The following is a 14914-nucleotide window of genomic DNA, read 5'->3' as shown; positions in this document are numbered from 1 at the left end:
TTCGGTTGGAGAACCAACAGGAATAAGAAGTGACGGCTTGGCATTGACCGATCCGTATTCTGTGGGTGTAACCACGATTACTTGGAACGTAACAGATGTGAATGGCAATGCAGCCGCTGAGGTGGTTCAGACCATTACAGTGACTGATACGCAAGTTCCAGAGATTACAACCAATGGCGATCAGGCTGTGGATGCAGCCGAAGGCTTATGCGAAGCCATAGTGGAAGTGTCTGCCAATGCTACTGACAACTGTTCGGTTGAAGAACCAACAGGAATAAGAAGTGACGGCTTGACATTGACCGATCCGTATCCTGTGGGCGTGACCACGATAAAATGGAACGTATCTGATGTTAATGGCATTGCAGCTGCTGAGGTGGTCCAGACCATTACGGTGACTGATACCCAAGCTCCATTGATTACAAGCAACGGCGATCAAGCTGTGGATGCAGCTGAAGGCTTGTGCGAAGCAACAGTGGAAGTTACTGCCATTGCAACCGACAACTGTTCGGTGGGAGAACCAACAGGAATAAGAAGTGACGGACTGCCATTGACTGATCCGTATCCTGTGGGTGTAACCACGATTACTTGGAACGTAACCGATGTGAATGGCAATGCAGCCGCTGAGGTGGTTCAGACCATTACAGTAACTGAAACGCAAGTTCCAGAGATTACAACCAATGGCGATCAGGCTGTGGATGCTGAAGCAGGACTTTGCTCTGCAATTGTAGAAGTAACCGCCAGTGCTACTGACAACTGTTCGGTGGGAGAACCAACAGGAGTCCGAAGTGACGGTTTGGAATTGACCGATCCATATCCTGTGGGTATCACCACGATTACTTGGAATGTAACTGATGTGAATGGCAATGCGGCAGCTGAAGTGGTTCAAACAATTACGGTAGCGGATACCCAAGCTCCGGTGATTACAACCAATGGCGATCAAGCTGTGGATGCTGAAACAGGACTTTGCTCTGCAATTGTAGAAGTAACTGCCACTGCGACTGACAACTGTTCTGTGGGAGAACCAACGGGAGTACGAAGTGATGGTCTGGCTCTGACCGATCCATATCCTGTGGGCGAGACTACGATTACATGGAATGTGAGTGATGTGAATGGCAATGCAGCCGCAGAGGTAACTCAAACTATCAGGGTAACTGATACTCAGGTTCCGGTGATAACCACCAACGGCAACCAGAACATCGATGCCGAAGCAGGACTTTGCTCTGCAATTGTAGAAGTAACCGCCAGTGCAACGGACAACTGTTCGGTGGGTGATCCGGTAGGAGTACGAAGTGACGGCCTAGCTCTGACAAATCCATATCCTGTGGGTGTGACCACGATTACTTGGAATGTGAGTGATGTTAATGGCAATGCGGCCGATGAGGTGGTTCAGACAATTACGGTGACCGATACCCAAGCTCCGGTGATTACAACCAATGGCGATAAAAATGTGGATGCAGAAACAGGACTTTGCTCTGCAATTTTGGAAGTAACCGCTAGTGCAACGGACAACTGTTCGGTGGGTGATCCGGTAGGAGTACGAAGTGACGGACTGCCATTGACCGATCCGTATCCTGTGGGTGTAACCACGATTAAATGGAATGTGAGTGATGTGAATGGCAATGCAGCCACGGAAGTAACCCAGACCGTCACCGTAACCGACACCGAAGCTCCGGTGATCACCTGTCCTGCCAATATCAGCACCACCGTCGCCTTCGGGGAAAGCGGAACAGCGGTGAGCTATGCTCTGCCTATTGCCACCGACAACTGCGGCACGCCTAGCGTACAGTTGATCAGTGGACCTGTCAGCGGAGCGGTGTTCCCGTTGGGTACCACGACTGTGACCTACAGGGCCACCGACCCTTCGGGCAATACCGCCGACTGCAGCTTCACGGTGACCGTGACCGAAAGTGCCGATACCGAAGATCCGGTCATCAGCAATTGTCCTGCGAATATCTCCGTATCCAACGATGCGGGAAGCTGCGGGGCCATCGTGAACTGGACAGCACCGACTGCAACCGACAACAGCGGTTTGGTTAACCTCACCAGCAATTTTGAGCCGGGAAGCTTCTTCCCTGTGGGCACCACAGTGGTAACCTATACTGCTACCGATGCGGCAGGAAATACAGCAACCTGCAGCTTTGAGGTAATCGTAAGTGATAATGAAGTTCCAAATGTACAGACCAGAAATGTACTGATTGAAATAGAAGCTGGAAGTACCTACACCTTGACCCTGGATGAAGTAGACAACGGCTCGAGCGACAATTGCGGAATTGCTTCCAGAACGCTGAGCCAAACTTTGTTCTCCGATGCAGACGAAGGGGAAAATACGGTAATCCTTACTGTCACCGACATTGCCGGTAACCAAAGTTCAGGTTCAGCCATCATTACTGTGGTTGTATTGTCAGCTCCGGAATGCGTGGTAGCTAGGGCAAGGGATGTGGTTCTGGTTCTTGATCGGAATGGAAATGCTACCCTTAGCGTGAACCAAGTAGATGACGGTTCTTTCTCCAATTGTTCCAATAGGATTAGTACCATAGAGGTCGATAAAATAAGCTTCGGCTGTGAGGATTTAGGAGAACAGATGGTTACCTTCAGAGTTACGGACGGAAATGGAAATGTAGGGGAAGCCCAATTCAAAGTTACAGTTCTAGATCAGACAGCTCCAAGCATTGGAAACATTTCAAGAATCAATGTAACCCTTAATGGAGGACAGACTTATATCTTGCCTGATTTTAGGTCAACTGCGCCGGCCACAGACAACTGTTCGGTAGCTGAATATATCCAGATTCCTGATCCGGGAACGGTTTACAGTACTGCAGGAACTTATCCCATCGTATTGCGTGCCACTGATCAGAGCGAAAATATTGGGGAAAGGACTGTCAATCTGACCATAAGGATAAACAACAACAGGCCTGGCAGAGGCAGATTTGAACCTATTGAACTGAATGATTTGACTGTTCCTTGGAATACCGAATTCGAAGTAGTAATAAGGTTGCAGCGTAAAGAAGTGGGCAAGAAGGTAATGGATGAACTTGAAGTTGTCTTTGACAAATCGGATTATGACCCAATACAACCAGGAATCTATACCGTGAAATATTACTATGCCCAGGCAAAAGCTCAGGTCAATGAATTCAAAGTGAGGGTGGAAGAGAAATCCCTGCCATTGGATATCAGCTTAAGCAATAATATCCTGTTAGCTGAACTTGATTCAGGTTCTGTGATTGGAAGGTTCAATACTCTGGATCCATTGGATGATATCCATATTTACCGCATGGAGGAACATCCTGAACTCCATCTGGAAGGAAATGCCCTGATCTGGAAAGGGAAGGGAATGCCACCGGCCACTGCTTCGGTGAAAGTATACAGTACCGACAGGGTAGGGCAGACCATCAGCCGTGAGATAAGCCTCTTCAGGGAGATTACACCAAACAGCATACTGATCTATCCGAATCCTGCCAACAGGGAAACCAATATTCTGGTCAACCTGGCACAGGAATCCAATGTGGAAATACGGATCTTTGATGCTGCGGGCAGACTGGTCTTTACCGAGGAATCCTTCCAGAAAGAAAGTTTCGCTCGCAATATCGATCTGGATCAACTCAGCAACGGCCTCTATAACGTAGTGGTAAAAGTCAATAACCAGTACCTACAGGGTAGATTGGTCAAGCAATAGTTAAAAACTAGATCTTTTCATAGTAAAAACCCACTCCGGAAAGGGGTGGGTTTTTACTAATCTAAAGGCAAGATGTAGGTGACCTTAGGTTTTAAGAATGTTAATTTCAGAGTTCATCTTCCTCCATTTGCCTGTAAGCCAAGATGCCGCCTAAGAGGTTTCTGACTTTGGTAAAGCCCCTTGTTTCCATGAATTTTTTGGCATTTCCACTTCTGGCACCGGATCTGCATTGAAGCACTATTTCTTTATCTTTATATTCCTCAAATTCATCCAATTGATAAGGCAATTGGCCTAATGGGATATTCTGTGCCCCAAGGTTATCTTCTTCATATTCCCATTCCTCGCGGACATCTATGAAAATAAAATCTTCCTTATTCTGTAATTTTTCCCGAAGCTCTGAAACGTTAATATCTTCCATAATTTTTATTGAACTAATACCCGAATTGATTTTGATTCATTGTTCTGGATTATATTGACCAGATATACCCCTTTTTGAAGTCCCGCAAAATTAATCATTTTACCTTTCCCAATGGTCTCCGATGGTAAATTTAATTGGCGACCATAAGGGTCATAAATGGTGTAACCATCAATCTCACCTTCTATTTGCAGCCAATCGTTTACCGGGTTAGGGAACAATTTATACCCGGATTCTATCTCGGCTTCCGGTTCTAAAATTGGACTTTCACTCAAATGAACCCTGATCATCAGGGATCCTTCCACAATTTCATTTTGCTGCCAGGAACCGGTTACATTGAAGAAAACTTCCCTTCCATTATCGAATGTTTTATCCAGTCCCACATAGACAAAATCATTGGTAAACTGGGTAAAACCCACAAAGAAAATATCTTCAACCTGAATGTTTTCCTCCAGTTCAAAATAGGAAAACTCACTGAGACTAGATTTTTCAGGTATAAACACCTCTTTGACATATATTGGGTTTTCATCTAAATTTCTCCAAATCGTAAGGTCTATAATAGAATTGGCTTGAGTGAAATTGGTAAAATTGATGCTTATACCTTTCACAAATACCCTATTGCTCACTTCAAATCTGTTGGCCAGCATCCCATTCCTTTGATTGATGCCAGCAGAATAATCCACATTTCCATCATCATAAGCAAAAAAATCTCTGATTGGGATCACTGTTTTTACAGTATCATTTATTTTGAGATCAAAATTTTCGAAAAATACCGTATCCCCATTGATGATCTGAAAGAGATTTTTATCTCCTGAGGTCAAGTAAGTAATGAGTTCGTAGTCAGTTTCCTGAGCAGGTAATTCAATGTCATTGAAACTATTGCTGTCGAATTCACGGCGTTCATTAGCAAGTGGTACCGGATTGAAAGGCGTATTGCTATTAATTGTCCGTACTATAGAGTTGTTTGCCAAATCCCTTAAAAGAACACTAAATTCCATTGCCCGGAATCTGTTTTCAAGATTTTTGAATTCATTGCCGGTGTTGCCCCAAATCTCGCCTGTAGCTTGTCTCAATTCAAATAAAGGAATAGCCGAAAATTTCCCTAATGGCCTTGCATTGTTTTTCGTTAATGCCCTATCTGGAAAGGAAAGGTCGTTTAAATTCCTGTTTTTATTGAGATAAACATAATCCAAAATCCAGGAGTCAAATGGACCCGAAGCCCTTCCACTGATTTGAAACCGGAATTGAAAATTTTCATGTTGGAAGCGTTCTGTTATTGGAATGATTTCAGGAGTAAATTCAATTATTTCTTCAGGAAAAGTATTCCATACACTGATCCAGGTATTGGCAGTATCTAAAAAGTATAAACTGATGTCATCATTGAAATCAGGCATTTCTCCTCTACCTCCTGACTGCCAGAAAAAACTGAGAAAGACCGTGTTTTTTTCATCATCACTTAAACCTGAAAGGTCAATTGGAACTGAGGAGATTTTATCTGTAATTCCCTGCTCTACCAAAACATTCGAATAAGGTCTTCCTCTTTCATCAACCCCATCCAATAACAGGACGCCATAGCTTGGTGGGGCAATACCTACCGTAAAGGATTGGGTAGCACCTTCATTGATCCATTTGCTGGTATCTATTCCGGCCATTGAAAAATCATCCCAAAAAGGGAGGGGAACAGGAGTCTGATTTATTCTTGCTTGTTTGGAAATATCCTTTAATTTTTTTTCCGGAACCGGAGTGGGCAAGAGTTGAAATTGAGCAAAAGAAATTCTAATATTTGCTTGAAACAGCAAAATCATTAAAAAAATAATTATCGAATTTCTGTTGACTGACATTGACAAATCAGTTTTTATTTATTTCAGATATCCATAAATCAATAGGTTCACCTGTTTTTACCTCAGCCCCGGCAGGTGGCAATTGTCTGACAATGGTTCCCTTTGGTACGGTATCAGTCTCAACATAATTTATTCTCCCCATCCTTAGACCCGAACCTAAGATAAGAAATTCTGCATCTACTTCATCCATTCCTATCAAATTGGGAACATCCAGAATTTGATTGCCCAGTCCATCACCAACAACCAGATCTATCTGAGATCCTTTGGGTATTTCAAAACCTTCAGGAATATTTCTGCCCCGGTATTTTTGCTCCAAAACTACGTTGATGCCCACATCAGGAACATAAATTATTTCTCCCCTGACCAAACCCACATTTCCTAGGGTTTCCTGAGCATTTTTCAAAAGGCTATTCACCAAATTTGGCATCTTGATAAGAGGTGCGTTTTTGGCATTCAGGGTCACATAAATTTTTCTGCCCTGCTTGACCTTGTTTCCTGCACTTGGGTTTTGTTTCAGCACAGTGAAAGGTTTCAATTCTGCGTTATATCCACTATCAGGGGTTACCTCAAACTGTAAATCCCTTGCTGAAAGAAATGATTCTAATTGATGGTATTCATATCCTTCTAAATCCGGGACAGTTACTGTTTGACCGTGATTGGTGTAAGAGGGAAGAAATACTTTTAAAAACAAAAATGATAATAAAAGTATTGTTGCGATTACCAAAACCAAATGAATTCCAATTTTCTTGGCAGCGGTTTTAAAGTCACTCATGAATTACTGATGTGTTTTTTACTTAAACGTATAAAGTTAGAATTAATTTGTTTGCAAACATCAAATCTGGATAAATGCTCTCAAAGAATTGGCCAAAATCTAATTAAAAATCCAAAAAGCCATGGGTTTGGTATTTTTTTCCATGGCTTTTTGGATTTATTAAGGAATTGATCAATTGATGATCAGTTTTTTGGTTTGAGAAATGGATTGACTCGTTATTTTCATGAAGAAAAATCCCTTAGAGAACACTTCCGGACTGAAGGTGTAAGTTTGGTTAAGGGTGTTGGGATAATCCATATCATGGAGCAAGGCTCCTGTAGAAGAAATTATCTGGATATTAACAGTTTCAAACCGTTCCAAATTGAATGCAACGTTGAATAAACCTCTTGATGGATTTGGATAAATAAGGGTGTTGTTTTCCCCTGGATTGACCGGTTCAGGATTAGCGGATAAAAACAGTTCTAGATTATCCAAATAAATAGAACTGTTAGACTCTGATCCGCCTTCAACTACAATAGCTACTCTGACAACGGATTTCCCTTCTCCTGCAAAATCAGTCAAATTCACATATTCCCTAACAAATTCAGCAGGATTGTTTGGATTGGCTTCTTCAGATTGAACAGTAGTCAGTTCATTTCCAGATTTTCTGAAAACTTCCTGATAATTTACCCCCCCATCAGCAGACGCCAACACTTTCATGATTGTATTTTCAGAAACAAATCCTGCGGCCCTGTCAAAAAATAGGGCGCCCTGGGTGCTTACCCTCATATCGAAGATCGGAGATCCAAGCCAGAATGAATTTTCTCCTGAACTTGGGGCAAGCCTGATGGCATTGCTTGAAGTTGATCCGGTCTGAAGGGGTAATAATTCCCAAGCTGTCCTGTTGTTTTCAGGATTAATTGTTTGCCATGGGGCTATATTAATCATGTTTTCAAAATATTGGCGCCAAGGAGCCCTTATGGTTTCATCGTTGACCAGCACAAATTCAGTTAATTGATTCCCGGTTTTTGGGTTTTGGTCAAAATTTGGAAAATCCAGAATATAGGTCAATTGATTTAGCCCAGTATTGGTAGATCTTGGCAAGTTCACTAAAGTGGTTTCTCCAGGATTTAAAGCAGTACCTCTTGCCACAAAAGATTGCGCAGGACTATTTCCCCGTCTTCTCCTGAAAATGAATCCTGAAACCGGAAGGTTACCTGTGTTTAGGATTTCAATAGATTCTTGCTCATTTAACCCATTCGAAATTGGAGTTGGGCTAACTAATTGGGTGAGTTTTACACTATAATTATAGGTTTCCTCTGTAAGGATTTCAACATCCTTTATATAAATATTATTTCCGTAACCATTCCTGTTGATAAATGCTATTCTCACATTACCAAATTCCGAAAAAGGTGCCAAATTCACGATTTCCCGCCTAAATTCTTCCTCTTGGGTTGGAATAAACTCATTGAGGGTGGGTTCTGAAGTTGTTAGGAACGTTCTGTCTTTGTTGTATGGTGCATTGATGATTTCAAATGTGTTTCCACAATCCGTAGAAATGGCCACATACAGGAAATCGCCGAATCCCTGTGCATTATAAGGTGCATGCGCCATTTTAAAAGTTAATTGTGCATTTGGAAATTCAGTTAAATTTATCTGCGGAGAAATAAAATAATCCAGTTCACCAGCTGCATCATATTCATAATTTTGAACCCGAATAGCCTCTTGGGTTTGACCATTAATGCTAATTGAAGACCTTTCCCAAGTCAATAAGCCGTCTGGATTATCTACTATCCAGGAATTTCCAAATTCACTTAAATTTAATGCATAAGGAAGATTTAATTCAGGTTGGAGAAGAGGATTGGAAGCAATTGAATTGTTTCCCTGAACCGGATCTGAACTATTGTTGACCAAAAGAATGTTGGCTTGAAAACTGTTTGTTCCAGCATTTAATACAATAGGATTGAACCTTAATGTGTCTAGATCACCTGTAGCAAGATCTAAAGCAAAGTCTAGAGTCTGTAAAACAGTATTGTTATTTCTGATTTCAACTCTTGCTGATGTGATTTGATTTACACCGGCATTGAAGACAATAATCTCAGGAACAATATTCAGATCACACAGAAAATCCTGGGGATTGATGATCCGGTCAAAGCTTAAATCATTGGGTTGAAGAACAGGTTCTAAGGTCGCTCTACCATTGACCAAAGAAGCCCTTCTCGGACTATTTGCCAGGACAGCATCAAATCTTTCTATCTGACCAATGGTGAAAAGATTCATACATATATCTGTAGTATAATCCATAAAGTTTTCCACCATATCTCTGGTATTACATGTCACTCTTGGAGCCGTCCGACAGATGGTATTAGGCCCGTCCTGGTCAGGGGTATCTTCTACAAAATCATCCACCGAGCAGTCTCCATCTCCCCAAATATGTCTAAGTCCAAAAAAATGCCCTACTTCATGGGTAAGTGTTCTTCCTTTTGAACCGGCCACTGCCGCCCCACCTGACCCAAAATACCTGTAATCAACCGTAACCCCATCCCTTTCCCTTGCAGTGGGTGGAAAATTTAAACCTGGAAGGTCTGAAATAGGAAAGGTAGCGTAGCCAATAAGAGGTGAAACCAAAGGTACTACCCAAATATTCATGTATTCTTCCGGTGGCCATAAGGCAATCTGACCTATTAATCCAGCATCATTCGGGTCATAGGAAGTTTTTGGGCCCAAGACCCTGTTAATTCCGTCAGTAGGCAGACCTCTGGGATCCTGTTTGGCCAAAACAAATTCAATTCGGGCATCTGCTGCTACATTGAGAAATTCATCTGGAGTTTGAGCTGCATCAGGATTAAGTCTTCTATAATCTTCATTCAAAGATCTTATCTGGGATTCTATCTGTTCCTTTGAAATATTTGGTCCCTGCCCAATTGGTGTGCCGGTATGTATGACATGGACTACCACGGGAATTAACCTAACCTCTTCAGCAGTCCTTAAATAACTTTTGGGTTTTTCTCTGGATTCCCTGATTTTACCCTGAATCCAGGATTCGAAATAATCTTTAGATCCATAGATTCCCAATTCCTCTTCCTGCATTTGTTCCAAATGGACTGCAGCACACTTTTCATCATGGATATGCTGAAAATCTCTCCCGAAGAATGTTTGGGAAATGGAAAAATTTGAAATTAAAAACAAGAAAAAGGATAAGCTGAAACTTATCCTTTTTTTGGAAATGGAATCTCTCATTATTACTTCATTAAGCAAGGGCTACATTAACAGCCTCTACTTTGATAATTTCTGGTATATCTCTCTTGATTGCTTCCTCAACACCGGCTTTCAGGGTCATGGTGGACATGGGACAGGAACTACAGGTACCGGTAAGTTCCAATCTTAAAATCATGTCAGAAGTCAATTCAACGACTTTAACATTCCCTCCATCGGCCTCAAGATAAGGCCTAATATTATCCAGTGCTTTTTCTACTCTTTCTCTAAATTGTTCTTCCATTGCTGTTTCTTATATATTAACCTGAACGACCTCGGTTTTACTTTTTTCCGCATTTCTAATAGCAACCTGCCTTGCAATATTTTCAGCTAATAGTGAAAATGACTCTTTGGTTATACCGGATTTAAGTACCGCAGGGTAGCCGGTGTCACCGCTTTCTCTAATGCTCTGAACGATTGGAATTTCTCCTAAAAAAGGAACTCCAAACTTCTCTGCCAACTTTTGCCCCCCTTCCTTACCAAATAAGTAATATTTATTGTTTGGTAATTCTTCTGGGGTAAAATAGGCCATATTTTCAACAACACCTAAAACTGGTACATTAATTTGAGGTTGTTTAAACATGCTCAGTCCTTTTGTGGCATCTGCAAGAGCAACTTTCTGGGGTGTTGTAACAATTACTGCCCCGGTCACTGGTACTGTTTGAACCATTGTAAGGTGGATGTCAGATGTTCCTGGAGGTAGGTCAATCAATAGATAGTCCAGGTCTCCCCAATCCACATCACCTATAAACTGCTTTAACGCAGAACTGGCCATGGGACCTCTCCATACTACCGCAGAATCTGCAGGAGTAAGAAATCCTATGGACATTAATTTTACTCCATATTGTTCGATAGGAAGAATGACATTTTTACCGTTCTCCTGTTTTACCATCGGCTGCTCTGCTTCTACATTGAACATGGTAGGTATGGAAGGACCTGAAATATCAGCGTCAATCAAACCCACTTTGGCACCTGCAGAGGCTAGCGCAACGGCCAAATTACTGGCAGTAGTGGATTTTCCAACACCACCTTTCCCTGAAGCAATGGCGATAATATTTTTTACTTTAGGTAAAAGAGGGGCATTATCTCTGGCCGTGGTGACGTTCGAAGTCATAAAAATATCCAGTTCAATACCTTTCCCTAAATCCTCCTCAAGTGCTTCAACACAGTTGTTCTTAATAACCTCCTTTAATGGGCAGGCAGGCGTTGTCAAAACTACTTTAAAACTGATTTTATTGCCTTCAATTTTTAAACCCTGAATCATTCCCAGTGTAACCAGGTCCTTTTTGAGGTCAGGGTCATCTACTTTGGATAAGGCTTTTAAAACATCTTCTTTATTGATAACCATTTTTTCCTTTTTACCTGCCCGCAATTTAGTTTATAAATATTCTAAATAAAAAGGGCTTTTCTAAAGATTAAGACCAAATATTCAGAATGTGTGCAATTTTGAAATAAGTTTTTATTTAAGAGTTGTAAGAGCAAATTGAAACTTCTTACTGAAAATGAAAATACCAATCCTAAATGACATACCCTTTAGAAATTATTCTAGTTTCATTTATGTCCTTATCAAAAACTGCAACACAATCTTTAACTTGTAGTTTGGCTAAATAGTTTCAGAACTTTTTACACTTATGTTTTGAGACAATACTTTTTATCTTTGGGACTGGAAGTAATATTTTATGGCAATAAGTAGAGCGACAACTGAGAAAGTGAAGGAAAGGGCCGACATTGAAGAGGTCGTGAATGATTATGTGCCATTGAAAAAAAAGGGTCAGAATCTTTGGGCCTGTTGTCCATTCCACAATGAGAAATCTCCGTCTTTTTCTGTATCACCTGCCAAGCAGATCTACAAATGCTTTGGATGTGGCAAAGCAGGAGACCCTATTCAATTTGTAATGGACATAGAGGGAATAGGTTTTAATGAAGCCATTCGGCATCTTGCCCAAAAATATGGGATTGAAATAGAGGAAGACAATATAGGTAGCCAAGAGGATTTACAGGCCTTCAATGAAAGGGAAAGCCTATATATAGTTTTGAATTTTGCCAAAGATTTTTTTGTCCAAAACCTGAATTCAGAAGAAGGAAAGTCCATTGGGCTAAGTTATTTTAAAGAAAGAGGTTTTAACCAGTCCATCATTGAAAAATTTGACCTTGGGTATGCATTGGAAGGATGGGATCACTTGCACAAAGCAGCCAAAGCAGCAGGATATTCCGAGGAGCTTTTACTTAAAGCAGGGCTGATCCTACAAAAAGAAGGGGATGCCAATAGATTTTATGACCGTTTCAGGGGCAGGGTTACTTTTACAATCCATAATCTTGGAGGAAAACCAATAGGATTTGGCGCAAGAATCCTTACCCAGGATAAAAAACAACCCAAGTATATCAATTCTCCTGAAACAGAAGTTTACCATAAGAGTGACATTCTGTACGGGATTTTTCAGGCCAAAAAATCCATCCGGGAAAAGGATAACTGTTACCTGGTAGAAGGGTATACGGACGTGATATCGCTTCATTTGTCCGGGATTGAGAATGTGGTGGCCTCTTCCGGAACCTCTTTGACTGAAAACCAGATCAAACTGATCAAAAGATTTACAGACAATGTGACTGTCCTTTATGATGGGGATTCGGCAGGTATAAGAGCTTCTTTAAGGGGAATTGATATGATTTTGGAAGGTGGGCTGAATGTCAAGGCAGTGGTATTCCCGGAGGGGGAAGATCCCGATAGCTATGCCCGGAAAGTGGGTTCTTCTGCCTTTTCCTCTTATTTAGAAAAAAATGCCCAGGATTTTATTTCTTTTAAAATTGGACTTTATGCTGAGGAAGCAGCAAATGATCCCATCAAGCAGGCAGACCTTATCAAACAGGTGGTCCAGAGTATTTCCAAAATTCCTGATCCAGTCATCAGGTCTGTTTATATCAGGCAATCAGCCCATTTATTGGAAATTGATGAAGAAATCATTCAGGCTGAGCTGAACAAGATCTACTTGAAAGGCCAAAAAGATCAATTTTTCAAGGAGCAAAGGAGACAGGAAGAAACGTTTGTGGAAGACTTGATTCCTTCAAAGGAAGAACCTACATCCCAATCTTTTCTGATCGAATTGCAGGAAAGAGAAATGTTAAGACTTTTGGTGAATTATGGCTTTGAGATGGTTTCGGATGAGCTGAATGTATGCCAGTACCTGCTTCAGGAGACTGTAGATTTAACTTTTCAGACCCCCATTTATGACAAAATTCTGGGAATCTATAAAACAGCCCTTGCTGAAGGTGTTTTGCCCCAGCCTGAATATTTCCTTCAGCATCAAGATTCAGAAGTCAAAAAGGAAGTGATCAATATGATCACCAGGAAATATGAATTATCAACTTTATGGGAGAGCAGGTATCAGATTTTTACCCATCATGAAGCTGATGATCTTGCAAAAACCGTTTATGACAGTATTCTGCATTTGAAGAAAAAAGTTATCAAAAAAATGCTGGAAGAGGCCAAAGTTAAAATAAAAGAAGCCGAACAGGAAAATGCAGATGAAAATATTGTCACCGAAAGACTGGGCATTTACATGGAATTAAAAAAGTACCAGGTAGAAATCGACAAGCAGCTTGGGATAGTGATCAGTTTTTAAACCAAACTTTAATCTGTGAAATACTGTTTTCCTCAATAAAGGATGTAATTTTACATCGTCAAAAATAAGAAAAATAGAAGAAGTAATGTCTCAGGAAATAAAGCTTGATCCTATTGAGGATGCAGTCGAAGCCATTAAAAGAGGGGAAGTAATCATAGTGGTAGATGACGAAGACCGGGAAAATGAAGGGGATTTTATCTGTGCTGCTGAAACGGTAACTCCTGAAATTATCAACTTTATGGCGACCCATGGAAGGGGTCTTATTTGCGCACCATTGATTGAAGACAGGTGTGAACAGTTGGGACTGGAGTTAATGGTAGGCAATAATACAGCAGTTTATGAAACTCCCTTTACGGTATCTGTTGATTTAATAGGTCATGGTTGTACCACTGGGATTTCAGCAAGTGATAGAGCAAAGACCATCAGGGCATTGGTGGATGATTCAATCCATCCTCATGAATTGGGGAAACCCGGTCATATTTTTCCCTTGAAAGCAAAAAAGGGCGGTGTCTTGAGGAGGGCAGGACATACAGAAGCAGCCATAGATTTTGCAAGGCTGGCAGGTTTTTATCCTGCCGGCGTTTTAGTAGAAATCATGAACGAAGACGGTTCAATGGCAAGACTACCTGATTTGATCAAAGTGGCCGAAAGATTTCAACTGAAATTGGTTTCAATCAAAGATTTAATTGCCTACAGGCTCAAAAATGAATCCTTGATAAAAAGGGAAATCGGTGTTGAAATGCCTACCACCTGGGGGGATTTTGATCTTATTGCCTACAGGCAGACCAATACGGATGAAATCCATATGGCTTTGATTAAGGGAACCTGGGAGAAAGATGAACCTATTCTGGTGCGTGTTCATTCTTCCTGTGTTACCGGAGATATTTTTGGTTCCTGTAGATGTGATTGTGGTCCACAGCTTCACCAGGCCATGAAGATGGTTGAAAAAGAGGGAAAAGGAATTGTCCTTTATATGAATCAGGAAGGCAGGGGTATAGGGCTGGTCAATAAATTGAAAGCCTACAAATTGCAGGAACAAGGTATGGATACCGTACAGGCCAATATTGCTTTGGGATTTCCAATGGATAAACGTGATTATGGGGTAGGGGCCCAGATATTAAGAGATCTTGGTGTATCAAAAATCAGGCTGATTTCCAATAATCCTACAAAAAGAGTCGGTCTTATTGGATATGGTCTTGAAATCGTGGATCAGGTTCCAATCGAGATTACTCCTAATCCTCATAATGAAAAATACCTGATGACCAAAAGGGACAAATTGGGACATTCTATTCTAAAGAAGTGATTTTTCAAATAAAATTTCCTATTTTGACCTAAGAAATTCAACAAAGAATATCAATAATA

Annotated in this window: 9 protein-coding genes; 3 read left to right on the top strand and 6 right to left on the bottom strand. The window is 41.2% G+C overall.

Features of this window, described 5'->3' with window-relative positions; genetic code table 11:
* The coding region (locus ACFSKV_RS07755) for an HYR domain-containing protein (RefSeq protein WP_380801375.1) at positions 1-3673 on the top strand (3673 nt) is incomplete at its 5' end.
* 106 nt (positions 3674-3779) lie between these two features.
* Here the strand turns inward: ACFSKV_RS07755 and ACFSKV_RS07750 are convergent.
* From ACFSKV_RS07750 to ACFSKV_RS07725, 6 genes are all read right to left on the bottom strand, one after another.
* On the bottom strand, positions 3780-4091 hold the full coding sequence (locus ACFSKV_RS07750) for a rhodanese-like domain-containing protein (RefSeq protein ID WP_380801374.1): 312 nt from the start codon (positions 4089-4091) through the stop codon (positions 3780-3782).
* 5 nt (positions 4092-4096) lie between these two features.
* Positions 4097-5893, bottom strand: coding sequence for a T9SS type A sorting domain-containing protein (locus tag ACFSKV_RS07745; protein WP_380801373.1), 1797 nt, complete (start codon positions 5891-5893; stop codon positions 4097-4099).
* A gap of 43 nt (positions 5894-5936) precedes the next feature.
* Positions 5937-6701 (bottom strand): PASTA domain-containing protein, encoded by a 765-nt coding sequence (locus ACFSKV_RS07740; protein ID WP_380801372.1) that lies wholly within the window; start codon positions 6699-6701, stop codon positions 5937-5939.
* Positions 6702-6872: 171 nt separating this feature from the next.
* The gene (locus tag ACFSKV_RS07735) at positions 6873-9920 is read right to left on the bottom strand and encodes a choice-of-anchor J domain-containing protein (RefSeq protein ID WP_380801371.1); all 3048 of its coding nucleotides are present in this window, start codon (positions 9918-9920) and stop codon (positions 6873-6875) included.
* Positions 9921-9930: 10 nt separating this feature from the next.
* Positions 9931-10179 (bottom strand): NifU family protein, encoded by a 249-nt coding sequence (locus ACFSKV_RS07730; protein WP_380801370.1) that lies wholly within the window; start codon positions 10177-10179, stop codon positions 9931-9933.
* 9 nt (positions 10180-10188) lie between these two features.
* On the bottom strand, positions 10189-11283 hold the full coding sequence (locus ACFSKV_RS07725) for an Mrp/NBP35 family ATP-binding protein (protein WP_380801369.1): 1095 nt from the start codon (positions 11281-11283) through the stop codon (positions 10189-10191).
* A 331-nt stretch (positions 11284-11614) separates the two neighbouring features.
* Between ACFSKV_RS07725 and dnaG the strand changes: the two genes are divergently transcribed.
* Positions 11615-13552 carry a DNA primase gene (dnaG, locus tag ACFSKV_RS07720; RefSeq protein ID WP_380801368.1) on the top strand — a complete coding sequence of 646 codons (1938 nt, stop codon included), beginning with the start codon at positions 11615-11617 and terminating at the stop codon, positions 13550-13552.
* Positions 13553-13637: 85 nt separating this feature from the next.
* On the top strand, positions 13638-14855 hold the full coding sequence (locus tag ACFSKV_RS07715) for a bifunctional 3,4-dihydroxy-2-butanone-4-phosphate synthase/GTP cyclohydrolase II (RefSeq protein ID WP_380801367.1): 1218 nt from the start codon (positions 13638-13640) through the stop codon (positions 14853-14855).
* The last annotated feature ends 59 nt before the right edge of the window (positions 14856-14914 follow it).

Origin of the sequence: Shivajiella indica, from assembly GCF_042683085.1 — a bacterium.
Taxonomy (GTDB): Bacteria; Bacteroidota; Bacteroidia; order Cytophagales; family Cyclobacteriaceae; genus Shivajiella; species Shivajiella indica.
This window is presented reverse-complemented; position numbering and strand designations above follow the sequence as displayed.

What these genes read in the sequence shown, in the direction of transcription:
- ACFSKV_RS07750 (WP_380801374.1), bottom strand. Translation starts at nt 4,091, where the DNA reads ATGGAAGATATTAACGTTTCAGAGCTTCGGGAAAAATTACAGAATAAG.
- dnaG (WP_380801368.1), top strand. Translation starts at nt 11,615, where the DNA reads ATGGCAATAAGTAGAGCGACAACTGAGAAAGTGAAGGAAAGGGCCGAC.
- ACFSKV_RS07740 (WP_380801372.1), bottom strand. Translation starts at nt 6,701, where the DNA reads ATGAGTGACTTTAAAACCGCTGCCAAGAAAATTGGAATTCATTTGGTT.
- ACFSKV_RS07725 (WP_380801369.1), bottom strand. Translation starts at nt 11,283, where the DNA reads ATGGTTATCAATAAAGAAGATGTTTTAAAAGCCTTATCCAAAGTAGAT.
- ACFSKV_RS07735 (WP_380801371.1), bottom strand. Translation starts at nt 9,920, where the DNA reads ATGAGAGATTCCATTTCCAAAAAAAGGATAAGTTTCAGCTTATCCTTT.
- ACFSKV_RS07715 (WP_380801367.1), top strand. Translation starts at nt 13,638, where the DNA reads ATGTCTCAGGAAATAAAGCTTGATCCTATTGAGGATGCAGTCGAAGCC.
- ACFSKV_RS07730 (WP_380801370.1), bottom strand. Translation starts at nt 10,179, where the DNA reads ATGGAAGAACAATTTAGAGAAAGAGTAGAAAAAGCACTGGATAATATT.
- ACFSKV_RS07745 (WP_380801373.1), bottom strand. Translation starts at nt 5,893, where the DNA reads ATGATTTTGCTGTTTCAAGCAAATATTAGAATTTCTTTTGCTCAATTT.